Genomic DNA, 24,296 nt, shown 5'->3' with positions numbered 1-24,296 from the left:
GGCTCAGAAGGCGCGCCAACGCCCTCTGAGCCCCCAACACGATCCCTGAATTCCAGACTCGCGAAAGCAAGAAAGCAGGATCAACGATGAATCCTATCTCCATCACCCCGGCCGTACGGGGAAACCGGGTCTCCGGTGCCGCCTGCCCCTCCTGCGAGCACCGTTCCTGCCGCTCCTGCCGGGCGCAGCACCTGCCACGTCTGGGCGGCCACCGGGCGGAGTTCACCGCCGAGCACGCCCGCGCCGCGCTCCTCCAGCAGCGGCACCGGGACCTGGTCATCTACTTCGGTGAGTCCACCCAGTCGTACTGGGTCGCCTCCGCCACCGGCCTGCACGAGGCTGGCGACTGGGACCACCTCCTCGCCCACCTGTGGGGCCGCGACCGGCTCCGCCGCTCCATGAGCTGACCGACGGCCGGGGCTCTCGGGACGGGCCCGCCCCGCACCCCGTGCCGAGCGCCCCGGCCTCCTACTCCTCGTAGGCCCGGGCGAGTTCCTCCCGAAGCCAGGCGGGGACGTGTTCCGGGGTCCGGGGAAACGTCCTGAGATCCTCCGCGAACTCCTGCGGGCCCGGTGGGAGGGTACCGCCGGGCCTCCGGTCGTAGTCGAAGTCGATCCTGAACCTGCCGGGAGGGAGGACGTGCAGGCGCAGGGAGAACCAGGTACCGACCCCCTCCCGGTACATTCCCCGGCGCAGACGGATCACGTCACCGTTCACGCTGTGGGGAAAGGTCTCCCTGGCCGGAGGGGCCCCGTCCCGGGTGACCCGGTTGCCGATCGTCGTGAGCCGGGCCAGGGAGGTCACCTCGAACGTGATCTCGGACCACCCCGGAGGGCACGCGCCGACCAGCGCGCGCACGACGCCGTCGACGAGTTCGCGCTGTTGTACGGGGTCGAGGGTGTCGTCAGGGTCGACGGGGGAGCTGTTCACGGCTGTGACCTTCCGTTGGGTCTGCAAGGGAAACGTCGACGATGACGACACGGGCGGCCGACCCGGGCCGGTTCGGCGACCGTTCCGGGCCGGGTATCTCGGTGCGGGGGCCGGAGCACCCGGAGGGGTCACGCCTCCCCCGCTTCGTAGCGGCGCAGCTTCTCCCGAAGCCACTCGGGAACCCGCTCCGGGTTCCGGGGGAACCGTTCCGCGTCCCTCCAGTAGTCACCGAGGGCGAGCTCGAACCCGAAGTCAGGCTCGGCGTCGTACGCGTAGTCCACGTGGAATCGACGGTCGTGGGTGATCACGTACCGGAGGCCGAACCAGGTTCCGGTCCCCTCCCGGTACATCCCCTCCCGCAGTTCACGCAGGGACGAGACCGCGGAGCCCGGGAGGTCTGGGTACGTGACCGCCCCATCCCCACCCGTCACGACGACGGTGGACACGCTCACCCGGTGACAGGCGTGGAAGTCGACGACGATCTCGTGCCAACCGTGGGGGAGGCGGTCCACCACGGCGCGACCGGTCTCCCGAAGCACGACGTCCTGTTTCTCCGGTTCCATGCGCATAGGTGAGCCGCCCGTGTTCGGTCTTGGCATCGTGTGGGGGGCCGGAGTGCGCCTGGCACGGCCGTGCCGACCGACTCTCTCCGACTCCCGGACATCCTTCCACACGGGTACGACGCCTCCGGAGGCCACCGACGGGCCCACGAGGCCCGGACCGGTCCTCCTACCCGCTCCGAACGAGCTCTCCCCGATCCGGGCGGCGGTCGGTTCAGGTCCGGGCGGCGTCGTGCCCGGTCGCCTCGGTTCCTGCGGGCAGACGCCGGAGCGCGACCAGCGTCAGGAGCGTCACCGCCGCCATCACGGCGGCCCCGGTGAGAGCGGCGGCGGTGACGCCCGAGGAGAAGGCGTCGAAGGCGGCGCCGAGGAGTGCCCCGGCCTCGTCGTCGGGCAGCGCTCCGGCGACCTCCGCCGCGCCCGCGACGGTCTCCCCGGCGGCACCGTCCGCCCCGGGGACCCCGCCCATCCCGGCCTGGTAGACCGATGTGGCGATCGTGCCCAGGGTGGCGATGCCCAGCGCCGCGCCCAGTTCCGTGCTGGTCTCGGACACGCCCGCCGCCGATCCGGCCCGCTCGGGCGGGGCGGTGGCCATGACCAGCGTGTTCGCCAGAGTGCCCACCATCCCCACCCCGAGGGTCACCACGACGTACCCGGCGAGGAAGGCGACGACGCCGTCGCTGAGCCCGACGATGGTGAAGCCGCCCGCGCCGACGGCCAGCCCCGCGCCCATGAGCACGGCGGGGCGCACCCGCTCAGCGAGCAGCCCGGCGGCGGTGGCCCCCGCCACGGCGCCGAGGATGGTCGGCAGGGCGTACAGGGCCGCCATCAGGGGGCTGAGCCCGTGCACGACCTGGAGGTAGGTGAAGGTCAGCACGCCGAGCCCGGCCGCGGCGAAGGAGACCACCGCGTTACCGGTCACCGAGGCGGTGAAGGCGGGACGGGCGAACAGGGAGAGGTCGACGAGTGGGTCGAGGGCCCGGCGCTGACGGGTGACGAAGGCCGCCAGGGCCAGCAGTCCGACGACGAGCGCGACCAGGACGGTGAGGTCGGGTCCGTGGGCGACCACGCGCTTGGCCGCGTGCACCAGGACGAGGATCGCGATCAGGGAGGTGGCCGCCCCGGCCAGGTCGAACGCGGTGCGCGAGGGCTCGCGCGACTCCGGGAGCAGGAACGGCGCGGCCGCGAGCAGCAGTGCCATGAACGGCAGGTTGATCAGGAAGACCGACCCCCAGGGGAAGAACTCCAGCAGCACCCCGCCGATGATCGGGCCGACGACGGCGCCCCCGGTGAACGCGACGGTCCACAGTCCGATGGCGGCCCGGCGCTGCGCGGGGTCGGCGAACATGGCGCGGATCAGCGAGAACGTGGACGGGGCGAGGGTGGCGCCGCCGACGCCGAGCAGGGCGCGCCCGAGGACGAACAGTTCGGGGGTGGGTGCCAGGGCCAGGAGGGCCGAGGCCGCGCCGAAGGCGACGGCCCCGCAGAGCAGGAGCCGCCTGCGGCCGATCCGGTCACCGAGCGCCCCCATCGTGATGAGCAGCCCGGCCAGGACGAACCCGTAGACGTCCATCATCCACAGCCACTGGGTTCCGGTGGGGTCGAGGTCGCGGGCGATGGCGGGTGCGGCGACGAAGAGCACCGAGAGGTCCATGGAGACCAGGAGCGCGGGGACGAGGAGCAGCGCGAGCCCGGCCCAGGTGCGGCGGGTGGCGCGTGTGTTGGTGGGAAGGGTGGTCATGGCGACTGATCGTACGTGCGTTCAAATCGGCCGTCAATATGTACGTACGTCAAAAGTGCTAGGGTCGGGGCATGAGCCAACGTGAGGACCTGCTGGCGGGCGCGAAGAAGTGCCTGGCGGAGAAGGGCTACGCCAAGACCACCGCCCGCGACATCGCCGCCGCCTCCGGTGCGCACCTGGCGTCCATCGGATACCACTTCGGGTCCAAGGACCAGCTCATGAACACCGCCGTCCTCGAAGCCACCGGCGAGTGGGGCGACGTCTTCGAGGCCGCCATCACGAGGGCGCGGCCGGAGACCGCCAAGGACCGGGCCCGCCTGATCGTCAGCACGCTGTTCGAGACCCTCCCCGCCCACCGCGACCTCATGGTCTCCAGCGTGCAGGTCTTCGGACAGGCCCAGTTCGACGCCACCATGCGGGCCCAGCTCGCCGAGGGCGTGGCCGAGGCCCGCCGGGAGTTCAGCGCCCTCGTCCTGGGTGTGCCCCCCGAGGAGGTCGACCCCGGCACCGTCGCGGGCCTGGGGTCGATGGTCTACAACACGGTCACCGGGTACGTGCTCCAGTACCTGGTCGACCCCGAGTCGCTGCCCACGGTCGACCAGGCGATGGCCGGGCTGCGCGCCCTCCTGCCCGAGGAGTGAGGCCGGGCCCCGCGCCACCAGGGCCCGCGCCCCGGGGCCCCACGGGACGGCGGGACCTTCGGGGCCCACTGCTCCGGGGAACGGGGGACCGGGCCCCGGGGCCCCTACAGGCCGAAGCCCATCGTCCGGCCGCCGTCGGCCACCTCGCGGCGCAGCCGCTCCCCCTTGGCGTGCGCCTGCTCCTTCAGCTGCTCCTGGAACGTCGCCATGCGCTCGGCCAGCTCCGGGTCGTGCGCGGCCAGCTGCCGCACGGCCAGCAGACCGGCGTTGCGCGCCGCTCCCACCGCCACCGTCGCCACCGGCACCCCGGCGGGCATCTGCACGATGGACAGCAGCGAGTCCATGCCGTCCAGGTACTTGAGCGGCACCGGGACGCCGATCACCGGCAGCGTGGTCACCGAGGCCAACATGCCCGGCAGGTGGGCGGCGCCACCCGCACCGGCGATGATCGCCTTCAACCCGCGACCGGCCGCCTCCGCCCCGTAGGAGATCATCTCGTGCGGCATCCGGTGCGCCGAGACCACGTCGGCCTCGAAGGGCACGCCGAACTCCGAGAGCGCCTCGGCGGCCTCGCGCATCACCGGCCAGTCGGAGTCGGAGCCCATCACGATGCCCACCACGGGCTTGCTGTCGGTCACTTCTGGTCTCCTCGCAGGTAGGAAGCGGCGTCGCGGGCGCGCTCCAGCAGGTCCTCGTAGTCGTCGCCCATCACGGTGACGTGCCCGATCTTGCGGCCCGGACGCACGTCCTTGCCGTAGAAGTGCACCTTCACCTCGGGGTCCTTGGCCATCACGTGCAGGTAGCGGCGGTACACCTCCGGGTCCTCGCCACCCAGCAGGTTGGCCATGACGGTGTAGGGGGCGTTGGTGCGCGGCGAACCCAGGGGCAGGTTCAGGACCGCGCGCAGGTGCTGCTCGAACTGGGAGGTGCGGGCGCCCTCGATGCTCCAGTGCCCGGAGTTGTGCGGGCGCATGGCCAGCTCGTTGACGACCACGTCGTCAGCGGTCTCGAACAGCTCCACCGCGAGCACCCCGGTGACGTCTAGGGCGTGCGCGATCTCGATCGCCAGCTTCTGGGCGCGCAGGGCCCGGTCCTCGTCGAGCCCCGGAGCGGGAGCGATCACCTCGTGGCAGATACCGCCGCGCTGGACGGTCTCCACGACCGGGTAGACGGCGACCTGCCCGTGCGGGGAGCGGGCCACCTGCACGGCCAGCTCGCGGGAGAAGTCCACCTTCTCCTCCACGAGCAGGGGGACGTCCTCGGCGGCGGCGCGGTCGACGACCTCCCGGGCCTCCTCGGGGCCGTCCACGACCCACACGCCCTTGCCGTCGTAGCCGCCGCGCGCGGCCTTCAACACGACCGGCCAGCCGGTGCCACCGTCCCCGGTGCCCTCGGCGAACCCGGTGACGTGCTCCAGGGTGGTCACCGCCCGCCAGCGCGGGCAGGGCGCGTCCAGCTCCGCCATGCGGGTGCGCATTCGCAGCTTGTCCTGCGCGAACCGGAGGGCGTCGCGGCCGGGCCGCAGCAGCCCGCCCGCCTCCTCCACGGCCCGCAGGACCGGCTCGGGCACGTGCTCGTGGTCGAAGGTGACGACGTCGTGGGCCTTGGCGAAGGCCAGGACGTCGTCCAGACCCTTGTCGTCGCCCAGGGTGACGTCGCCGCAGACCAGGGCCGCGCTGTCGGCGGGGTCGGCGGCCAGGACCGAGAAGTCCACCCCGAGTCCGATGCCCGCCTGGTGGGTCATCCGGGACAGTTGGCCTCCGCCCACCATTCCCACACGGGGGACGATGCGGTTACGCTCGCTCACAGTTCCTCAACTCAATGCTCGTCAACCGCGGATGCGGGGCGGCCCCGCGCACGGCGGAACCTGGCCGATCGGCTCGGAACCCGCGGCCGGGGTGTCTGTCGAAGGCCCCGGATAGAGTCTAGGGCGTGCGGGTACGCCGCCCCAGGGCCCACTCCCCCGCCACCGTGACCCCCACCAGGAGCCGGAGGCAGCTGGCCATGCGCGCGTTCCTCTCCCGCCATCCCCGACTGGCCCGGCTCGCCTCCGAGGTCGGCAAGTTCGGCTCTGTGGGCGCGCTCGCCTACGTCGTCCAGCTGGCCGCCACCAATCTGCTGTGGGCCGCCGGGATGGGCCCGATGACCGGCCAGGTCGCGGGCACCTCGTGCGCCATCGCGGTGGCCTTCGTGGGCAACCGGTACTGGACCTTCGGCGACCGGGCCCGCACCGGCCTGGGCCGGGAGACCCTCCTGTTCCTGGCGATGAACGGCGTGGGCATGCTCATCCAGGTGGGCTGCCAGGCCTTCTCGCTGTACGTACTGGGCCTGGACAGCACCCTGGCGCAGAACGTCTCCGGCAACGTGGTGGGCGTGGGGCTGGGCACGCTGTTCCGCTTCTTCGCCTACCGCACCTGGGTGTTCCCGCCCGTCCCGGAGCCGGAGGCCTCACGGGTGGGTCCCGAAGGGGAACACCGGCCTCACGGAGACGACGCCCCGGGGAGCCCGGCGGGGCGGGGGCACCCAGAGGAGACCGCCGAGGTCGCGCAGGAGCGCTCCACGGAGACGTCCGGGGGCCGCTCCGCCGAGGACGACGGGGCGACGCGGACCCGCCCCTGAACCGCGCCCCGCACCGACCTCAGGCCGGGACGGGAGCGCTGCGGCGCGCCACCCCGTGGCGGCGGGCCAGCGCGCTCACCAGCAGCAGGTACAGACCCACCTGCACCACCGCCAGGACCAGCGTCATCGGGGTGTTGGTGCCCAGGGGAAGACCCCCGCCGAGCACCACACCGCTGCCCACCTCGTCCAGGCGGCCCTCCACGGCGCACACGCCGAACTGGATCAGGCTGTTGACCACGTGCAGACCGATCGCGGCCTCCAGGCCACCGGTGCGCCAGGTCGCCCAGGCCATACCCAGGCCGAGCACGGCCAGCGCCGCTGTGTTCCACGCGTCGCCGGGGTGGGTGGCCGCGTACAGGGCGGCGAACAGGGTGCCACCCGCCAGGATCGCGGGCCACGGCGAGCGCAGCACCCGGGAGAACGCGCTCCTCCCGGTGGGCGACCCCAGCGAACCGACGAGCTGCATGACCATCCCGCGCAGCGTCATCTCCTCGGCCACGGACTGGAGCGGCACCAGCAGCGCGATCACGAGCAGCGCCGCGGCGAGGACCTCCACGCTCCCGTAGCCGACGGTGACCGGCAGGTCCGACGGCCCCTCCCCGGACACCACCAGTACCAGCGCCGCCACGGCAGTGGCCGGGATCGCCCCCGCGCACACGCAGCGGGCCAACCAGCCCCAGCGCACGCGCCCGGTGACCGACAACAGCGAGCCCGGTCTGCGCCACTGCACCACCCGGGCGACGAAGAGTGTGACGGGTGCGAGCAGGGCGATCGCCGCCAGCCCGAAGGCCAGCCCCGCGATCTCCCCCACCCGGACCGAGTCGGGCGCCAGACCGCTGCCGCCGAGGATCGCGACGATCGTCATCACGACCAGCACGCCGACCCACAGGAAGAACAGCAGGACGGCGAAGACCAGGAGCGCCAGCGGCGGGACCCACCAGCGGAACCTCGGGGTTCGGGCGAGTCTGTGATACGACTCACCCCCGGGGATCTCCGCGCACGCGAAGAGACTGGTCCGCACCGGACGCGGGGGCGGCCACGCCCACACCGCCGGGTCGGGTGTCAGGGCGGGGTGCCCGCCGGGCGGGGTCTGCCTCGCGCCACCCGGCGGCCAGGCCCAGGTCTGCTCCTGGGTGTGGCCACCGGAAGCCTGGCCCTCCGGCCCCTCAGGCGCGGCGGGCCAGGACGAACCAGGCGGTGGCGGCACATTTCCCATCGTGCGCTGAGACTACTATCCGGGCATGTATCGCCTGCGTTAAGGCCACGCCGTTATGGCCTGGTCACAGTGCGGAACACCAGCCCCCACCGCCCCTCCCGACGGAATAGCGGACCGCCCCTCCCCTGTTGCACGGGATGGTCCTGCGGACGGTCACGCGAGCGACGCCACAGGCCAACCACCCCGTCCCGCTGACCTACGATTGAGTACATGTCCTCCACAGCAACCACCGAGCAGGTCCACGCAGCCCTGGCCACGGTGCAAGACCCGGAGATCCGCCGCCCCATCACCGACCTCGGCATGGTCAAGAGCGTCGAGATCGGCGACGACGGCGCCGTGCACGTCGGCATCTACCTCACGGTGGCCGGCTGCCCGATGAAGGGTCGCATCGAGAAGGACGTGACCGAAGCGGTGACCAAGGTCGCCGGGGTCACGAAGGTCACGGTCGAGCTCGACGTCATGAACGAGGAGCAGCGCAAGGAGCTCCAGACCAAGCTCCGCGGCGGCCAGGCGGAGAAGGAGATCCCCTTCGCCAAGCCGAACTCCCTCACCAAGGTCTACGCGGTCGCCTCCGGCAAGGGCGGTGTCGGCAAGTCGTCCGTCACCGTGAACCTGGCCGCCGCGCTCGCGGCCCAGGGCCACAAGGTCGGCGTCGTCGACGCCGACATCTACGGCCACTCGGTGCCGCGCATGCTCGGCGCGTCGGGCTTCCCGACCAAGGTCGAGGACATGATCCTCCCGCCGACCGCGCACGACATCAAGGTCATCTCGGTGGGCATGTTCACCGAGGGCAACACCCCGGTGGTGTGGCGCGGACCCATGCTGCACCGCGCCCTCCAGCAGTTCCTCTCCGACGTGTTCTGGGGCGACCTGGACGTCCTGCTGATGGACCTGCCCCCGGGCACCGGCGACATCGCGATCTCCGTCGCCCAGCTCCTCCCGGCCGCCGAGCTGATCGTGGTCACCACGCCGCAGCAGGCCGCCGCCGAGGTCGCCGAGCGCGCGGGCGCGATCACCGCCCAGACGCACCAGCGCATCGCGGGCGTCATCGAGAACATGTCCTACTACCAGCCGGAGGACGGCGGCGAGCCGGTCCACCTCTTCGGCCAGGGCGGCGGCCAGACGGTCGCCGACGCGCTGACCAAGACCCTCGGCGCCGAGATCCCGCTCATGGGCCAGGTGCCGCTCGACACCCGCCTGCGCGAGGGCGGCGACGAGGGCCAGCCGCTCGTGCTGACCCACCCCGACGTCGAGGCCAGCAAGGTGATCACCTCGATCGCCGAGAAGCTGGTGGGCAAGCCGCGCGGCCTGGCCGGGATGCAGCTGGGCATCTCGCCCGCCGGTCGCTGACCTCGGGCCGACGGTTCGGCCGGAGGACACGCGTACGGCCCCCGGGTCCCGCTGGGACCCGGGGGCCGTCGTGTGCCCGGGGGCGGGACGGTCAGTCGCTGGCGCCGAGGGTGACGGTGACGGCCTCGCGGTCGCCGTCGCGCTCGTACTCCAGCTCGACCTCCTCGCCCGGGGAGCGGTCGCGCACCATCGCCTGGAGTTCCCCTGCGGAGTTGACCCTGCGGCCGTCGAAGGAGACGATCACGTCGCCCGGCTCCAGCCCGGCCTCGTCGGCGGGCCCGCCCCGCTCGACCGCCTGGGGGTCGTCGTCGATGGCCGCGCCGATCACCGGGTTCCGGGAGTCGAAGACGACGCCGAGGTCGGCGTAGCTGGTCTCACCGTGGTCGATCATCCGGTTGACGACCTCCTCCGCCTCCGTGGACGGGATGGCGAAGCCCAGGCCGATGCTGCCGCCCGGCTGTTCGCCCATGAAACCGCCGCCCATGGTGACGATCATGGAGTTGACGCCGATGACCCGGCCCTGGACGTCGACGAGCGGGCCGCCCGAGTTGCCGGGGTTGATCGCCGCGTCGGTCTGGAGGGCGAAGAACTGGCTCTCACCCTCGTCGGAGCTGACCGGCCGGTCCTTGGCGCTGATGATGCCCTGGGTGACCGTGCCGTCCAGGCCCAGCGGCGCGCCGATCGCGATGACCTCGTCTCCCACGACCGCCTCGTCGGAGTCACCGAACTCCAGCGGCTCGACCTCGTTGGGGTCCTCCAGTTCGAGGACGGCCAGGTCGGAGCTGGGGTCCGAGCCCACGACGGTGGCCAGGCTGTTGCTGCCGTCGCTGTACTCGATCACGATGCCGTCCTCCTCCAGGGGGGCGGAGACGTGGTCGTTGGTGACGACGTAGTCGTCGGCGATGACGAAGCCGGAGCCGGTCGCTCCGACCCGTCCGCCCGCGCTGCGCAGCGAGACGACGCTCGGGCTGACCCTCTGCGCCACTCCCGCGATGGTGTCGGCCGCGCGTTCGGGCGCCTCGGGCGGGGGCTCGTTGATGGTGGGCCCCGTCTTGTTCTCGGGGGCCGCCTGCTGGTCGGGGCCGAGGAGCCCTCCGGCGAGCCCGCCCGCGCCACCCGCGATGAGGCCGATCACCAGCATGCCGCTCAGGGCCGCCCAGAGGGGGACTCCGCGCTTGCCGCGACGCGGCGGCTGCTCGGGAGCGGTCGGGGGGTGGGAGGCCGTGGCTCCGGGCGGGGCGGCGAAATGCCCGTGCGTGGCCGCGCCCTGGGAGGACTGCGCGAAGGGGTTCTGCTGCGTCTGGCGGGCGTAGGCCTGCTGGGCGGTGTACGCCTGCTGCGTGGCCTGGGCCTGCTGGGACGCGTTGGGCTGGAGCCACTGAGCGTTGTGCGCCTGCTGGGACGCGTGCGCCTGCTGGGCGGCCAGGGACTGCTGGGACGTCTGTGCCTGCTGCGCCGCGTGTGACTGGGGTTGCTGCGCGCCGTGCGCCTGCTGGGCCCCCGTGGACTGCTGATTCTGCTGCGCACCGAAGGATGCCGGAGTCTGCTGCCCCGCCTGCCCCTGTTGGGCCGCCCGGGCCTGCTGGGCGGCGCGCTCCTGCTGGCCTTCGTGAGGCTGCTGGGCGCCCTGAGACTGCTGTGACACCGGGGCCTGCGGGTACTCGTGCGACTGCGGCTGCCCGAGAGCCTGACCATCATGGGGCCGCTGTGCTCCCGAGGCCTGCTGGGGCTGGAGCGGCTGCTGCGGGTCCTCGGTCCCTCCCGCCTGGGGGCGGTCTCCGTGAGGGGGCTGGTGGGGGTGCATGGGGCCTCCGCCGCCGGGAGTCGGCGAGGTCGGGGGAGGCTGGGCTCCCTGCGGATGGGGCGGGGCGGTCCACGCACCGGCGGACCCCTGCCCCGGGTCTGGCGCGTCCGACGCTCCCGGATGTGGCGCGCCGCCGTTCGGCGAGGGCCGGGTACGCCCCTCGACGGGTTCCGAACGGTCGTTGTCCTGGCTCAAGACCTGCTCCGTTGCTCGCTCGGCTTCGGTCCCGGCACGCGCCCCGTGCCGGGCGGCGGGGCCCTAGAGCAGGCCCAGCCGGGACAGACCTCGCAGCACCCTGGCCCAGAAGCCGGAGTCCTCGGGTCCTGGCAACGCGGCCACCGCCGAGGAGGCCAGGTCCGCGGGGGCGTCGGCCAGCACCGTGTAGACGAATCCGTTCGCCTGCCACACGCTCTGGTACTGACCCACGTCCCCGCCGAAGATCGTGTCGTTTCCTGGTGTGACGCCACCACCCCCCGTCCCGGTTCCGGCGTATCCGTTACCAAGTGTGGAGGGATGTTCCGTTCCCAGCTTCCCGCGCTGGGCGAAGACCGACACCTGGGAGAGTCCGTCCGAGTAGACGGCGTGCACGACCCGTTCCCCCGCGTAGCGCTTGGAGCGGGTGTCGACCAACCGCAGGTCCCAGGTCAGGTGCTCGGGCAGCACCCAGCCCGCCTCGCGTAGCCGCTGCCGTTCCCCGTGGCCGAGGGCGTCGCCCCAGGGGGAGTCGCCCGGGACCCCGTCCGGCCAGGCGCCCTCCCCCGGGCTGAGGTCGGTGAGGTGGCTGCTGAACGCCTCTGCGCCCGAGCGGTCGTAGACGGTGTGGCCCAGCAGGAGGTGGGTCTCGGTGTCCACCCAGAACCGCCCCGCCACCGTGGAGTCCGCCCGCAGCGCCTCCACCAGCCGCGCGGACCTCCCGTCGAGGGTGTCCGGGCCCGCGTCCACCACCCGGTAGGTCTCCTCCAGCACCACCAGCAGACGCTCGTCGAGGGACTCCAGGGCCGAGGAGGCCAGCACGACGAAGGCCGACTGCGCGTCCTCCTCCCCCAGCGGCGACATGGCCAGCCCCGAACCGGGCCGGTGGACCACACGCACGTCGACCCCGTCCCGTGGGGTTCCCTCGGGTCCGCGCACCTCGCGCACGGCCGTGTAGGGCACGCGGCCGTGGGCCTCCGAGGCGCGTTCCAGTACGGCCATGCCGTGGTCCTCCCCCTCGGCCGGGACCGCTGTCGCGTCCGGATGCACCGCACCGGTGAGCACCAGGGCGCACAGGAGCGCGGCGGCCACCACTGGGCCGGGGGCGGGGTTCGGGCCGGAAGAGGGTCTGCCAGACCTCACCGGGTCGTTTCGGTCGAGCCCGAGGGGGCGCCCTCCGCCGCGACGGGCAGCGGCTCGAACGGCGGCTGGTCGGCGGGCAGCGGCTCCACCACCGGGATCTGGCGGCTCGTCACCGCGTGCTCGACCGCGAAGTCGGCGAGGCGGGGCTCGACCACTGGCGCGTCGTCACCCTCACCACCCGCCACGAACGCGCTCCCCAGCAGGGCCGTCGCCACCGCCAGACCGGCGACGGCGTAGCGTCCGCCGGAGAAGTGCGGCAGCAGGTGGGAGAACCGGTCTCCGCCACCCCGGGGTTCGGGGCTCGGCGGCACGTACCGCTCCGGCCGGGTCCGCGGCTGCTTCCGCCGGTCCTCGGACGTCGCGGTGCCCGGGCGGGTGCGCGCGGACTCGGGCACCGGTTCGCTCGGGTACGACGGCCGGTCCGCCCCCGACATGAGGGGGCCGCCGGTGGGGAAGCCCCCCAGCGGGCGGGTGTGACCCAGCGGAGGGCTGGAGCCGAAAGGGCCGGTCGGCGGTGGGTCCGAGGGACCGCGATCACCCCGATCACGTGTCCCGGGGACCGGCCCTCCCAGGCCCGGCTGGGACATCAGGCGCCCCATGAAGTCCATGCTGGGTTCGGGCTCGCCGAGCCCGGTGAGCCTGCGCTTGAGTCTGCGCATCATGTCGGCCTCGAAGCGGCACGACTCGCACTTGGCCAGGTGGATGAGGGCGCGCTCGTGCTCGGCCGCCCCCAGCTCTCCGTCGATGAGCGCCGAGAGGCGCTCCCCGAGGTGGTCCTTGCTCACTCCGCCTCCCCGAGCTTGACGTTGGCGGTGCCGCCGTCGGCCCCCTCGGCGCCGGCCGCGGCCGCCAGGGACCTGCGGTGCTCCAGGGCGCGGCGCAGCTGGGCGCGCCCCCGGTGGATACGGCTGCGTACGGTGCCCAGCTTGACGCCGAGCGTCGCCGCGATCTCCTCGTAGGAGAGGCCCTCGATGTCGCACAGCACGACGGGGGCGCGGAACTCGGCGGGCAGGGCGTCCAGCGCGCTCTGGACGTCGGCGTCGAAGTGCCGGTCGTCGTAGCGCTGGGCCGGTGAGGGCTCGCGGCCCTCCAGCCGTTCGTCGGCGTTGTCGGCCAGCCCCTCGAAGCGGATGCGGGCCTTACGCCGGGCCATGTCGAGGAAGAGGTTGGTGGTGATGCGGTGCAGCCACCCCTCGAAGGTGCCGGGGGTGTAGTTGGCGAGGGAGCGGAACACACGAATGAAGACCTCCTGGGTGAGGTCCTCGGCGTCGTGCTTGTTCCCGGTGAGGCGATAGGCCAGTCGGTAGACGCGCGGCGAGTGGACGCGCACGACCTCTTCCCAGCTCGGGGGTTCCCATGCCTCGAACTCGACGGCAGGGCCGGTCTCTGGCACCGCTGCTCCCTTCATCCCGCTGATGTGCCACGCGAGGGCTGGGTCGGGGGGCGTTCACTTCGTGGCGATCAACGTGCGTTCATCCCGATTCAACGTCGGAGGGGTCGATGAAGTTCCCGCCGCCACACTCGGAGTTGCGGCCTGATCAGGCTAGTCTTCTGCACAGGGACATACCTGGCCGCTACCACCATTCTACGGTGGGTGACGATCCCCCGGTCAGAGCGCCTGGCCATGACATTCAGCAGTGCTTGGGAGGCCGTCATCAGCGCAGAAGAGAGCGTGGCCCGGACCGCGTGGGTCCGGACCGAGCAGGCTCGGTTCGAGGAGTCCGCCATGGGGGACGGGCCGCTGGCGGACGCCTACGACGCCGGGGTGCGCGCCGCCGCCTCGCCCGTGGACGCCGCCACCGGGGCCGCGCTGCGGTTCCTCACCGCGGCCATCGGGGCGCGAGCGGTGGTGGAGATCGGCACCGGGTGCGGCACGTCGGGCCTGTGGCTGCTCAGGGGGATGATCCCCGAGGGCATCCTGACGACCGTCGACGTCAACGCCGCCTACCTGGACTACGCGCGTTCGGCGTTCTCCCGGGCGGGGTTCGGAGCGGGCCGGGCCCGGTTGATCCGAGGAGCGGCGCTGGAGGTGCTGCCCCGGCTGACGGACGGCGGGTACGACATGGTGTCGGTCGACGCCGACCCGGAGTCGTACCCGGCCTACCTGGAGGAGGCGCTGCGGCTGCTGCGCCCGGGCGGGGTAGTGGTGTTCAACGCCGTGCTGGCCACGCCCCCCGAACCGGACAGCCCGCTGCGGGTTCCGGGCGCGGCGGAGGTCGCGGTACGCGAGGTGATGCAGCGCATGCGGGAGGACGAGGCGTTCATCCCGCTGCTGGTACCGGTCGGCGAGGGCCTGCTCGCCGCCATCCGCCCGTAGGGGCCGCGCAGCGCGGGGCCCGGGGCCCGCCTCCCGGAACGGGCCCGGCGCGGCCCCTCATGCGGCGGGCCCGTGCGGAGGGGGGTCCACACGGGCCCGCGGCCGGGTCGTCGCCGACCGGAGGCGCTACCGCTGGGCGAGCCAGCGCAGCAGGGTGCGGGTGGCGAAGGCCGTACCGCCCTTGGTGAGCAGCCCGCTCTCCTGCATGGACCGGCCCGGACCGGCGATGTCCAGGTGGGCCCAGGGCAGGCCGCCGGTGAACTCACGCAGGAACAGGGCCGCGTCGGTGGCCCCGGCCGGACCGAAGTCGCCGCCGCGCGTGCCGATGTTGGCCAGGTCGGCCACCCGTGACCGGGTGGTCGGGAGGTACTCCTCAGTGAGCGGCATGCGCCACAGCGGCTCGCCCGCCTCGGCCCCGGCCGCCTCGATCTGGGCGGCGACCGCGTCGTCGGTGCTGTACAGCGCGCCCGTGCCGGTGCCCAGGGCGAGCTTGGCCGCGCCGGTCAGGGTGGCCACGTCCACCAGGACGTCCGGGACGAGTCGGGTGCTGGCGTAGCCCATGGCGTCGGCCAGGACCAGGCGCCCCTCGGCGTCGGAGTTGAGCACTTCCACGGTGCGGCCGGTGTAGGTGGTCAGCACGTCGCCGATGCGGGTGGCGTCACCCGACAGGGCGTTCTCGGCCAGTGCCAGCAGACCGGTGACCCGGACCCCCGCGCCCACCGAGGACAGCGCCGACAGGACGGCCAGCACGATCGCCGCACCGCTCATGTCGGTCTTCATGAGCTTCATGTTGTCGTTGGGCTTGAGCGAGAGCCCGCCGGTGTCGAAGGTGATGCCCTTGCCGACCAGCACCACGTGCGCGGTGGGGTTCTCCGGCGTGTAGGACAGCTCCACCAGCCGGGGCGGCCGCGACGAGCCCTGGCCGACGCCGAGGATGGCGCCGAAGCCCTCCTCCTCCAGCTCCCGCTCGTCCCACACCCGCACGCCGAGCCCGGACCCGTCGGCGGTCTCACGCGCGCGGGCGGCCATCCACTCGGGGTCCTTGGTCAACGAGGGGGTGTTGATCAGGTCCCGTGCCAGGGCGGTCGCCGCGGCCAGGGTGGTGCCCAGACCCAGCGGCCCGGAGAGGGCGGAGACGTCGCCGACCACGTCGATCGCGGGTGCGGGGCGCTGCGACCTCGGGGGCGCCGTGGTCTTGTACGTGAAGGTGTAGGAGGCGAGCAGGGCGCCCTCGGCGAACGCCGTGGCGGCCGCGTCGTCCGCGCCGGGCCAGGCCACGGCGACGCGCTCGTTGCCCCGTGCGGCCCGGGAGAGGGCGGCACCGGCCTTCCGGAGGTCGTCGGGGGCACCCGATCCGACTCCGAGAAGGGCCAGGCGCACCAGGCCCCCGTCCCGGGACACCGGGAACTGGCAGAGCTCACCGGGTTTGCCGGTGAGTGCGTAGTGCGTGAACAGGTCCGCGAGCGAGGACGGAAGGACCTGTGTCAGTCCGCCGTCGGTGACCCCGTCGACCGCCTCGGGGCCTTCCTCGCCCGCGCGTACGGGGAGGACCAGCAGGTCCGCGGTGGAATCGGCGAGGGTCCCCGGTACGGGGTGGATCTCCGTGGCGAATGGCACAGGCCGCTCACAATCGTTCACTCGGGGAGGTTCACGCGGGTGGGAGGTGTGGAACCTCGGGGGTCGTCAGGGCGTTCCGGCCCAGGTGGGGGACGAGTGGTACCGGACTAACCGACGACACCCTGGAGCGCGTCCCGGAGCTCGGTCGCCTCGTCCGGCGTGAGCTCCACGACCAGACGGCCGCCGCCCTCGAGCGGGACCCGCATGATGATGCCGCGACCCTCCTTGGTGACCTCCATCGGCCCGTCGCTGGTCCTCGGCTTCATCGCCGCCATGCCATTCCCCTTTCTAGGTGTTCCTCGCAGGTGGCCGGAGCCGACCCACAGCACCGACGCCGATCCGCGGGTACGTCTCGGCTCCGGAACCGTCCGCCGGTTCCGTGTGACTCGCGCCCGCGTGGCTCGGGGGTCGGGAATCACTCCTGGACCATTATCTCGGAGGTTGACCCCTGGGTGTGCGCCAGGCGACAGCCCGGCGCTCTCGTGCGCGCCCACCGGCGTGGAATCTTTGGTCAGTAAGGTTATATCGGTCTTGACCGAAACCCGCGCGGTGCGCGCGCGTCCGTGCGGTCCCGTCGCCCCGAGAAGGGGGCGCTCCGGGGCCGCCCCGCGCCTTCACGGCGACCGGGTCAGTCCAGGATTCCCGTGGAGACCATCCGGGTCCCCTCACGGGTGACGGAGGACCACTCCGCGTTGATCCGCCCGTCCGGGCCGGGCCACAGGGTCAGTTCCGACTCGTCGACGCACCGGTCCTGCGGGTCGGCGGTCTCGGTGTAGGAGTACACCAGGCGGTCGCCGTCGCGCGCCGACAGGTCCAGGGTCCCGGAGCAAGAGAAGGTGGTCCAGGCGGTGCTGCCGCGCTGGGCCCCGTCCTCGATCCGCACCTCGGCGTCCCACTCGGCGACCGGTGTGCCGTCCGTGTCGACCTGGCTCATCCGCCCGGACCAGGCGCCCACGAACGCCTCGGGGTCGGACATGGTGGTGACGGTGTCCTCGCGGGCGCCGTCCAGGTGGGACCAGGCCGCGTAACCGCCGCCGCCGAGCAGCACCAGCGCGGCCAGGGCCACGGCGGTCCGCGCGACCTGGCGGCGGCGCCTGCCGGTGTGCCGGTTCGAGCGGGGCGGCGGCCACAGGGACATCTGGCGCACCGGGGTGGAGGGGTTCCCCGGGGCGGGGTCGTCCCCCGGGTCGCCCGCGGAGCCCGCCCGGAGTTCGGGTGCTGAGTCCATCCTCGCCATCCTCACGACGGTCCACCCGCTCCGGCGGAGCAGGGGGTACGCATGTACAGCGACCGAGAATAGAACACCCGAACGCACCACATCCGACCAAGAAGGGCGAGACGGATGTGATGCACGGCATAGCCGGCCCGGGCGCGCCGGGACGCCACGGGGTCCTCGTAGGGGGTCAGGGGCGGTCGTCGCCGCGCCCGCCCACCGGGGTGTCACCCGCCTCCGGAGCGGCCCCGGCGACCGACTCCGCGGCGGACTCCCACCCCGCCTCGGGGGTGGTTTCGGACAGATATTCGGGGGAGGTTTCGGCGGTCGCCACGCGGTGGTCGGCGGCACCGGCCTCCTCCGGGGCGTGATCCGGCGCGTAGTCCGACGCGCGGTGCGCCATGGGGGCCGGGACCAGCCTCACACCCTCCGCCACCTCCCCCTCCGGAGAGCCGTCGAGCTCGTCCTGGCCGGGCAGGTACGCGCCCGGACGCGGTCCCGTGCCCCGGGGCACGTAGGACGGGTCCAGCCGGGCCAGCCGCCACTCCAGGTCCTCGATCCGCTCCTCGCGTTCGCGCAGGGTCGCGGTGAGCCGCACCAGCAGTTCGTCGACCGCCCGCACGTGGTACCCCCACATCGACAGGGGGACCAGGAGACCGGCCAGGTCGCGGGAGCCCACCGGGCGCCCCTCGGGCAGGTCGAGCGGGGGGAAGTCGGCCTCGAACCGGGCGAGCTGACCGCCCTTGCCGAGCACGACGAAGACCACTCCGACGAGGACGGCGAGAGCGGCTGCGGCGACCAGGATCATGATGAAGAAAGGCACGGGACCGATCGTGCCACACCGCCGCGCTCCCGAGGGAGCGCCGGGCGTGGGAGACTCTGCGGGTGTCGAACGCACCCTTCCGAGTCCTGACGCCCCCGGAGGCGCCCGCCGCAGGGGACGCCCCCTGCGCTCCCCCCGCCGGAGACGGCGCGCCCGCGACACCGTGGACGGTCGACGCCGGTCACCGTCCGCCCGTCGCCCGGGTCGAGGAGCTGGCGGCCGAGGGCCACTCCGTCCTGGTCCGCTGCACGCCGCCGGAGGGCGAGGAGCCGCGAACGGACCTGCCCCCGGCCCCGCCGGGCATCGCGGGCGCGGTCCCGGTCGCGGCGGCCGAGGAGGTGGCCCTGGCGAGCCTGTACGCCTGGGCGGGAGCGCGCGTGTTCGTCACCGCCCACCCCGAGCGGGTCGGGCGGGCCCTGGACATGGTCGCGTCGGTGCGCGGCGAACGTCCGCCCGCCGCCGCGCGCAGGGGGTTGGCCTGAGGCGCGCCGGGGGCCGGGGCGCAGCGGCGCGGGTTCCGGACCGCCCTCCGGTCCGGGGGGGCCGGACCCACGGGACCGGTCCGGGCCCCGTTCGGGTCTAGCTGGCCGGTCCGGGCTCGTCGCGCTCGAACCGGTTCTCCAGGTGCAGGTGCGCCTGCTTCACGATGTGCACCGCCTCGTCGGGATCGTCGGTCACGTACAACAGCTCCATGTCGTGGTCCGCGATCAGGCCGTGCTTGAGCAGGCTGTCCTCCACCCAGCTCCGCATACCGCCCCAGAACTCGGTACCGATCAGCACCACCGGGAACCGGGTGATCTTCTTGGTCTGCACGAGCGTGATCGCCTCGAACAGCTCGTCGAGGGTGCCGAACCCGCCCGGCAGCACCACGAAGGCCTGCGAGTACTTCACGAACATCGTCTTGCGGACGAAGAAGTACCGGAAGGTCATCCCCATGTCGATGTAGGGGTTGAGCGACTGCTCGAAGGGGAGCTCGATGCCCAGGCCCACCGAGAGCCCGCCGCCCTGCTGGGCGCCCTTGTTGGCCGCCTCCATCATCCCGGGGCCGCCGCCGGTGATCGTCGCGTACCCGGCCTCGGCCAGCTTGGCACCCACCCGCACGCCCAGCTCGTAGAACTCGGTGCCCGGCCTGATCCGCGCCGAACCGAACACGCTCACGGCGGAGGGGAGCTCGGACAACAGGCCGAAGCCCTCGACGAACTCCGACTGGATGCGCAGCACGCGCCAGGGGTCGGTGTGCACCCAGTCGGCGGGGCCGCGCCGGTCGAGGAGCCGTTGGTCCGTGGTGGTGTCGGGGATCGCGCGGCCGCGGTAGGTGAGCGGTCCGGCACGCCTCACGTTCTCTTCTTCCGTCATGTCGTAAAGCTATCCACCCGTGGCCGCCCCACACCCGAACGACGCGTGTCGGCCCGGTGACCGGTAGCGGACACGGAACCGCCCACCAGGGCGGAAACTCCTGGTGGGCGGTGCGCGGTGCGCGGCGTCACCCCTTCGGGCCCCCTCGGTCAGCGTCGACCGGTGAGCCAGGCCACCATGCGCTCCTCGGCCTCGCGGATCTGCGCGATGCTCGCGTACTCGTCGCGCGTGTGGGCCAGCATGGGGTCGCCGGGCCCGTAGTTCACGGCGGGCACGCCCAGCTCCGAGAAGCGGGACACGTCGGTCCAGCCCAGCTTGGCGCGCGCCCGCCCCTCCCCCACCGCGGTGACGAACGCCGCCGCCGAGGGGTCGTCCAGGCCGGGGCGGGCCGGGGCGGAGGAGTCGGTGACCGTCACCTCGAAGCCCGCGAACACCTCGCGCAGGTGCGCCTCGGCGTCGGCCGGGGACCGGTCCGGCGCGTACCGGTAGTTCACCCGCACCACGCACTCGTCCGGAATGACGTTTCCGGCCACGCCGCCCTCGACGTACACGGCGTTGAGCCCCTCGTGGAAGGTCAGACCCTCGACCTCGGGCTGGCGGGGGGTGTAGGCGCGCAGCACGTCCAGGATCGCGCCCGCCTTGTGGATGGCGTTCTCGCCCTTCCACGACCGCGCGCTGTGGGCCCGCTTGCCGTAGGCGGTGACGTCCACGCGCATGGTGCCCTGGCAGCCGCCCTCGATGACGCCGTCGGTGGGCTCCATGAGGATCGCGAAGTCCCCGGCCAGCCACTCCGGGTGGTTCCGGCTCAGGCGCAGGAGGCCGTTGCGGACCGCGTCGACCTCCTCGTTGTCGTAGAAGACGTACGTGACGTCGTGGACCGGCTCGGTGACCAGCGCGGCCAGCTTGAGCTGGACGGCCACACCCGACTTCATGTCGGTGGTGCCGCAGCCGTACAGGCGATCGCCGTCCACGTGGGAGGGGACGTTGTCCACGATCGGGACGGTGTCGAGGTGTCCGGCGACCACGACGCGGCGGCCTCGGCCCAGGTCCGTGCGGGCCACGACGGCGTCGCCGTCCCGGGTCACGGTCAGGTGGGTCAGGGCGGACAGGGCGTTCTCGACCGCGTCGGCGAGGGCCGTCTCGTCCCCGCTCTCGGAACGGATGTCCACGAGGGCGGCGGTCAGGTCCGCCACGTCCGAGGTCAGGTCCAGCATGGTGTCGCCCCGTTTCGGTGAGGTGGGTGGGTGGTCTCGCGCATGGCCACCCTAGAACAACGGCGGGGCGCCCTCCCGGACGGGAGGACGCCCCGCCCGCGTCGGTGCGCGGGCGCGCGCGCCGTCGCCGGTGCGCGCTCGGGTACGGAGCCTAGGCGTTGACGCCGTGCTCGCGCAGGAGGTCGTTCAGGGCGAGCTTGTCGTGCTCCTGCCCCTCCTCCAGACGCTTGAGCACCAGCAGGACGGGCATGCCGAAGTCGCCGCCGGGGAAGCTCTTGGTGCGGTTGGCGGTCACGCACACCGACCACGCCGGGGCCTCGCCGCGTGCCAGTTCCTCGCCCGTCTCGGCGTCGAAGACGCGCGTGGACGAGGTGAGGATGGTGCCGGCGCCGAGCTTGGCGCCCTTGCGCACGCGGGCGCCCTCGACGACCATGCTGCGCGAGCCCAGGAAGGCGTCGTCCTCGATGATCACCGGGGAGGCCTGCGGGGGCTCCAGGACGCCGCCGACACCCACGCCGCCGGACAGGTGGACGTTCTCGCCGATCTGCGCGCAGGAGCCGACCGTGGCCCAGGTGTCGACCATGGTGCCGGAACCGACGTAGGCGCCGATGTTGGTGAAGGACGGCATGAGCACGACGCCCGGGGCCAGGAACGAGCCCCAGCGGGCGATGGCGCCCGCGACGACGCGGACCCCGTCGAAACGGGTCTTCAGCGGCATGCGGTCGTGGTGGTAGAAGTCGCCGACGTGCGACTCCTTCATGTCCAGGACCTTGAAGCCGAGGAGGATGGAGCGCTTGGCGCGCTCGTCGACCACCACGTCGTCGGTGGCCGGGTCGACGAAGGCCACGCGGGCCTTGCCCTCGTCGATCTGGTCGATGGCGCCGGTGATGACGGCGCGCGCCTCGGAGTGGTCGGGGGTCAGTTCGGAGCGCCGCTCCCAGAGTTCGTCGATCTGGTCGGGCAGCGGGCTGGTGTACGAGCTGGTCATGTGAACCCACGTTAGCCGCTCGCCCGGGGTGGGTCGTCTGCGCCCCGCCCGCTCCGCGTGAGCCGTTGGCCACTCGTGCCGACCACGCGCAGCGGCCCCGAACAGCCCTGGAACACACGCCCCGGGCGGCGTTCCCAGGAGTGATCGCGGCGCAGACTACACTTTCGCCGAGGCCCGTCCGGGGACCGCCTCCGCAAGGGGCCCGGCGCGCCCAGCACACCGCCTCGGACCTCCCCTCGAGTCCGCGACCGGTGCGCTCCACCCGTCGCCGACCCTTGGTTCGCCCGTGCCCAGTAAACGCAGGACGTTCTCCGCGTTCGCCAAGATCCTCCTCATCCTCACCTTCGTCTGCGGACTGTTCGTGGCCGGGGGCTACTACGTGATGACCACGTTCGAGCCGCTGGACACACGCGAGCGGCCCGACCCGGGCTGCCGCCTCCAGCTGGCCGAGGGCCGCTACGACATGGAGATCACCCAGGCGGCGAACGCGGCCACCGTGGGCGGTGTCGCCTTCAGCCGCGATCTGCCCGAGGAGGCGGTGACGGTGGCGTTCGCGACGGTGTGGCAGGAGTCCACGTTCTACAACGTGGAGTACGGCGACCGCGACTCCCTCGGCCTGTTCCAGCAGCGCCCCTCGCAGGAGTGGGGTGAGCCGGAGGAGATCCTGGACCCCGTCTACTCCAGCCGTTCGTTCTACGACGAGCTGGTGGAGGTCGGAGGGTGGGAGGACCTGCCCGTCTACGAGGCGGCCCAGAGCGTCCAGCGCAGCGCCCACGGATTCGCCTACGACCAGCACGAGGACCTGTCCGCCGACATGGCCGAGGCCTTCGGCGGTCGCGGCGGGGGCATGGTGACCTGCTGGTTCGACGAGGAGACCGTGGAGGCGCTGCGTACCGGGGAGGCCGACGTCGCCGGGGCCCAGGAGGAGATGGCCCGGGTCTTCGGCACCGACCCGGCGGAGCTGCCCGTCCCCGAGGGGGAGCAACCCCGGACCGGCGACCTCGGCTGGGCGATGGCCCAGTGGGCGGTCGTGCACGCCGAGGGGTACGGGATCACGTCGGTGACGTACGGGGACCAGCGGTGGCGCGCCTCGGACGGGATGGACGGGGCCCAGGCGTGGACCGAGATCGGGGACCGCGACCAGGACACCGGCGGCCGCGTCGTCCTGAGGTAGGTGGCGGCCCGGGCGTGCTCGTCCGGGACGCGTCACGGCGTGGAGCGCGCCCCTCGGGGACGCGCTCCCCCGCACCAGGGGGTGCGGCCGACCGGCCGCCCCCCTTTCCGTCACTCGGCCAGGCGGGCGACCGCGGCGCCGACCCGTTCGTCGGTGGCGGTGAAGGCCACCCGGACGTGGCGCTCACCGGTCGGACCGTAGAAGGCTCCGGGAGCCACCAGCACACCGCGCTCGGCCAGCGCCGCGACCGCGCCCCACGCGTCGTGGTCGGGGTGGCTGGCCCACAGGTACAGACCCGCGTCGGAGTGCTCCACGCTCCAGCCCGCGCCCTCGAACGCCGCGCGCAGCCGCGTGCGGCGGGCCCGGTAGCGCTCCTTCTGCTCCGCGGCGTGGGCGTCGTCGTCCAACGCCGCCCGCATGGCCGCCTGCACGGGAGCGGGGACGATCATGCCCGCGTGCTTGCGCACCGCGAGCAGCTCGGCCACCAGGTCGGGGTCGCCCGCGACGAAGGCGCCCCGGTACCCGGCCAGGTTCGAGCGCTTGGACAGCGAGTGCAGGGCGAGCAGGTTCGCGTGGGACCCGCCGCACACGTCCGGGTGCAGGATCGAGACGGGCTCGGCGTCCTCCCAGCCCAGGTCCAGGTAGCACTCGTCGGACGCCACGATCGTGCCGCGCTCGCGCGCCCACTCGACCACCTTGCGCAGGTGGTCCCTGCCGAGAACCCGGCCGGTGGGGTTGGCGGGCGAGTTGACCCACAGGAGCTTGACGTCGGCCGGGCCGAGAGCGGTGAGGCTGTCCGAGGCCACCGGGGTGGCGCCCGCGACGCGCGCGCCCGCGTCGTAGGTCGGGTACGCGAGCTCGGGGTGCACGACGGTGTCGCCGGGGCCCAGACCCAACAGGGTCGGCAGCCACGCCACCAGTTCCTTGGAGCCGACCGTGGGCAGCACCGCTCCGTCCGCGACCCGCACGTCGTGTCGGCGCTCCAACCAGTCCTGGATGGACGCGCGCAGTTCGGGCGTGCCCCAGGTCAGCGGATAGCCGGGCGAGTCGGAGGCGTCGGCCAGAGCCGCGCGCAGGTTCGGGGGCACCGGGTCGACGGGGGTACCGACCGACAGGTCGACGATCCCGTCCGGATGGGCGGCGGCCGTTCTCTTGTAGGGCGCCAGTCGGTCCCACGGGAAGGTCGGAAGCCGATCGGTCACCGGTCGACGTTCACCCATCGGTGCACTCTCCATTCGGTTCTCGGGCCGTTCAGGTCTGGGGAGGCCCCGCACGACAGCGTCGCGGGGGGGCCCCGGGGGGGGGGGCCCCCCGGCGGCCCCCCCCCACCCCAACCCCCCCCCCCCCGCCCCCGCGGGGGCCGCCCGCCGACCCCCCGCAGACCCACGCGCTGCCGTG

Annotated in this window: 24 protein-coding genes and 1 pseudogene; 7 read left to right on the top strand and 18 right to left on the bottom strand. The window is 73.0% G+C overall.

Going from position 1 to position 24,296, the window contains the following annotated elements:
* Window positions 1-86: 86 nt before the first annotated feature.
* On the top strand, window positions 87-407 hold the full coding sequence (locus ACFYL4_RS03365) for a hypothetical protein (protein ID WP_357757741.1): 321 nt from the start codon (window positions 87-89) through the stop codon (window positions 405-407).
* Window positions 408-468: 61 nt separating this feature from the next.
* On the opposite strand, the gene ACFYL4_RS03360 is transcribed toward ACFYL4_RS03365, so the two are convergent.
* From ACFYL4_RS03360 to ACFYL4_RS03350, 3 genes are all read right to left on the bottom strand, one after another.
* Window positions 469-930: a hypothetical protein gene (locus ACFYL4_RS03360; protein WP_357757744.1), complete on the bottom strand. Its 462-nt coding sequence runs from the start codon at window positions 928-930 to the stop codon at window positions 469-471.
* Between the two features lie 128 nt (window positions 931-1,058).
* Window positions 1,059-1,493, bottom strand: coding sequence for a hypothetical protein (locus ACFYL4_RS03355; RefSeq protein ID WP_357757746.1), 435 nt, complete (start codon window positions 1,491-1,493; stop codon window positions 1,059-1,061).
* Window positions 1,494-1,704: 211 nt separating this feature from the next.
* The gene (locus ACFYL4_RS03350; protein WP_357757749.1) at window positions 1,705-3,231 is read right to left on the bottom strand and encodes an MFS transporter; all 1,527 of its coding nucleotides are present in this window, start codon (window positions 3,229-3,231) and stop codon (window positions 1,705-1,707) included.
* 71 nt (window positions 3,232-3,302) lie between these two features.
* Between ACFYL4_RS03350 and ACFYL4_RS03345 the strand changes: the two genes are divergently transcribed.
* Window positions 3,303-3,872: a TetR/AcrR family transcriptional regulator gene (locus tag ACFYL4_RS03345; RefSeq protein ID WP_357757752.1), complete on the top strand. Its 570-nt coding sequence runs from the start codon at window positions 3,303-3,305 to the stop codon at window positions 3,870-3,872.
* A 104-nt stretch (window positions 3,873-3,976) separates the two neighbouring features.
* Here ACFYL4_RS03345 and purE read toward each other — a convergent pair whose 3' ends face one another.
* Together purE and ACFYL4_RS03335 are read right to left on the bottom strand one after the other, a co-directional pair.
* Window positions 3,977-4,510: a 5-(carboxyamino)imidazole ribonucleotide mutase gene (gene purE / locus ACFYL4_RS03340; protein WP_357757755.1), complete on the bottom strand. Its 534-nt coding sequence runs from the start codon at window positions 4,508-4,510 to the stop codon at window positions 3,977-3,979.
* The gene (locus ACFYL4_RS03335; protein ID WP_387516114.1) at window positions 4,507-5,679 is read right to left on the bottom strand and encodes a 5-(carboxyamino)imidazole ribonucleotide synthase; all 1,173 of its coding nucleotides are present in this window, start codon (window positions 5,677-5,679) and stop codon (window positions 4,507-4,509) included. The genes purE and ACFYL4_RS03335 overlap by 4 nt, the downstream gene beginning before the upstream one ends.
* Before the next feature lie 197 nt (window positions 5,680-5,876).
* On the opposite strand from ACFYL4_RS03335, the pseudogene ACFYL4_RS03330 reads away from it, so the two are divergent.
* Window positions 5,877-6,347, top strand: a pseudogene (locus ACFYL4_RS03330) (GtrA family protein); the annotation flags it as partial.
* A 163-nt stretch (window positions 6,348-6,510) separates the two neighbouring features.
* Here ACFYL4_RS03330 and ACFYL4_RS03325 read toward each other — a convergent pair.
* Window positions 6,511-7,512: a CPBP family intramembrane glutamic endopeptidase gene (locus ACFYL4_RS03325; RefSeq protein ID WP_387516600.1), complete on the bottom strand. Its 1,002-nt coding sequence runs from the start codon at window positions 7,510-7,512 to the stop codon at window positions 6,511-6,513.
* Between the two features lie 405 nt (window positions 7,513-7,917).
* Between ACFYL4_RS03325 and ACFYL4_RS03320 the strand changes: the two genes are divergently transcribed.
* Window positions 7,918-9,057, top strand: coding sequence for an Mrp/NBP35 family ATP-binding protein (locus ACFYL4_RS03320; protein WP_357757761.1), 1,140 nt, complete (start codon window positions 7,918-7,920; stop codon window positions 9,055-9,057).
* Between the two features lie 91 nt (window positions 9,058-9,148).
* Here ACFYL4_RS03320 and ACFYL4_RS03315 read toward each other — a convergent pair whose 3' ends face one another.
* The 4 genes from ACFYL4_RS03315 to sigE all read right to left on the bottom strand — a co-directional run bounded on the left by ACFYL4_RS03315 (window position 9,149) and on the right by sigE (window position 13,604).
* The gene (locus ACFYL4_RS03315) at window positions 9,149-10,861 is read right to left on the bottom strand and encodes a S1C family serine protease (protein ID WP_387516111.1); all 1,713 of its coding nucleotides are present in this window, start codon (window positions 10,859-10,861) and stop codon (window positions 9,149-9,151) included.
* 258 nt (window positions 10,862-11,119) lie between these two features.
* Window positions 11,120-12,145 (bottom strand): transcriptional regulator, encoded by a 1,026-nt coding sequence (locus tag ACFYL4_RS03310; RefSeq protein WP_387516109.1) that lies wholly within the window; start codon window positions 12,143-12,145, stop codon window positions 11,120-11,122.
* Window positions 12,146-12,192: 47 nt separating this feature from the next.
* Window positions 12,193-12,981, bottom strand: a complete 789-nt coding sequence (locus ACFYL4_RS03305; RefSeq protein ID WP_387516107.1) for a zf-HC2 domain-containing protein — start codon at window positions 12,979-12,981, stop codon at window positions 12,193-12,195.
* Window positions 12,978-13,604, bottom strand: coding sequence for an RNA polymerase sigma factor SigE (gene sigE, locus ACFYL4_RS03300; protein WP_357757771.1), 627 nt, complete (start codon window positions 13,602-13,604; stop codon window positions 12,978-12,980). The genes ACFYL4_RS03305 and sigE overlap by 4 nt, the downstream gene beginning before the upstream one ends.
* A gap of 318 nt (window positions 13,605-13,922) precedes the next feature.
* Here sigE and ACFYL4_RS03295 point away from each other — a divergent pair, with 318 nt between their 5' ends.
* Window positions 13,923-14,513 (top strand): O-methyltransferase, encoded by a 591-nt coding sequence (locus ACFYL4_RS03295; protein WP_357757921.1) that lies wholly within the window; start codon window positions 13,923-13,925, stop codon window positions 14,511-14,513.
* Window positions 14,514-14,639: 126 nt separating this feature from the next.
* On the opposite strand, the gene ACFYL4_RS03290 is transcribed toward ACFYL4_RS03295, so the two are convergent.
* The 4 genes from ACFYL4_RS03290 to ACFYL4_RS03275 form a co-directional block, all read right to left on the bottom strand.
* Window positions 14,640-16,130 (bottom strand): leucyl aminopeptidase, encoded by a 1,491-nt coding sequence (locus ACFYL4_RS03290; RefSeq protein WP_387516104.1) that lies wholly within the window; start codon window positions 16,128-16,130, stop codon window positions 14,640-14,642.
* A gap of 107 nt (window positions 16,131-16,237) precedes the next feature.
* Window positions 16,238-16,405, bottom strand: a complete 168-nt coding sequence (locus tag ACFYL4_RS03285; RefSeq protein ID WP_014909697.1) for a DUF3117 domain-containing protein — start codon at window positions 16,403-16,405, stop codon at window positions 16,238-16,240.
* A 353-nt stretch (window positions 16,406-16,758) separates the two neighbouring features.
* Window positions 16,759-17,358 (bottom strand): hypothetical protein, encoded by a 600-nt coding sequence (locus ACFYL4_RS03280; protein WP_387516101.1) that lies wholly within the window; start codon window positions 17,356-17,358, stop codon window positions 16,759-16,761.
* Window positions 17,359-17,533: 175 nt separating this feature from the next.
* Entirely contained in the window at window positions 17,534-18,166 is a 633-nt protein-coding gene (locus ACFYL4_RS03275; RefSeq protein ID WP_387516099.1) for a hypothetical protein, read from the bottom strand.
* Between the two features lie 62 nt (window positions 18,167-18,228).
* On the opposite strand from ACFYL4_RS03275, the gene ACFYL4_RS03270 reads away from it, so the two are divergent.
* Window positions 18,229-18,648 (top strand): hypothetical protein, encoded by a 420-nt coding sequence (locus ACFYL4_RS03270; protein ID WP_387516097.1) that lies wholly within the window; start codon window positions 18,229-18,231, stop codon window positions 18,646-18,648.
* A 97-nt stretch (window positions 18,649-18,745) separates the two neighbouring features.
* Here the strand turns inward: ACFYL4_RS03270 and ACFYL4_RS03265 are convergent, their stop codons facing one another.
* The 3 genes from ACFYL4_RS03265 to ACFYL4_RS03255 form a co-directional block, all read right to left on the bottom strand.
* On the bottom strand, window positions 18,746-19,522 hold the full coding sequence (locus ACFYL4_RS03265; RefSeq protein WP_387516095.1) for a TIGR00730 family Rossman fold protein: 777 nt from the start codon (window positions 19,520-19,522) through the stop codon (window positions 18,746-18,748).
* A 149-nt stretch (window positions 19,523-19,671) separates the two neighbouring features.
* Window positions 19,672-20,736 (bottom strand): succinyl-diaminopimelate desuccinylase, encoded by a 1,065-nt coding sequence (gene dapE / locus ACFYL4_RS03260; protein ID WP_357757787.1) that lies wholly within the window; start codon window positions 20,734-20,736, stop codon window positions 19,672-19,674.
* Window positions 20,737-20,887: 151 nt separating this feature from the next.
* Window positions 20,888-21,724: a 2,3,4,5-tetrahydropyridine-2,6-dicarboxylate N-succinyltransferase gene (locus ACFYL4_RS03255; RefSeq protein ID WP_357757789.1), complete on the bottom strand. Its 837-nt coding sequence runs from the start codon at window positions 21,722-21,724 to the stop codon at window positions 20,888-20,890.
* A gap of 286 nt (window positions 21,725-22,010) precedes the next feature.
* Here ACFYL4_RS03255 and ACFYL4_RS03250 point away from each other — a divergent pair, with 286 nt between their 5' ends.
* Window positions 22,011-22,898 (top strand): hypothetical protein, encoded by an 888-nt coding sequence (locus ACFYL4_RS03250; RefSeq protein WP_387516092.1) that lies wholly within the window; start codon window positions 22,011-22,013, stop codon window positions 22,896-22,898.
* 110 nt (window positions 22,899-23,008) lie between these two features.
* Here the strand turns inward: ACFYL4_RS03250 and dapC are convergent, their stop codons facing one another.
* Window positions 23,009-24,118 (bottom strand): succinyldiaminopimelate transaminase, encoded by a 1,110-nt coding sequence (gene dapC, locus ACFYL4_RS03245; RefSeq protein WP_387516090.1) that lies wholly within the window; start codon window positions 24,116-24,118, stop codon window positions 23,009-23,011.
* Window positions 24,119-24,296: the final 178 nt, after the last annotated feature.

This window comes from Nocardiopsis sp. NPDC006938 (assembly GCF_042869555.1).
Lineage (GTDB): Bacteria > Actinomycetota > Actinomycetes > Streptosporangiales > Streptosporangiaceae > Nocardiopsis.
The sequence above is the reverse complement of the archived record's forward strand: the minus strand, read 5'-3'. Positions and strand labels throughout refer to the sequence as shown.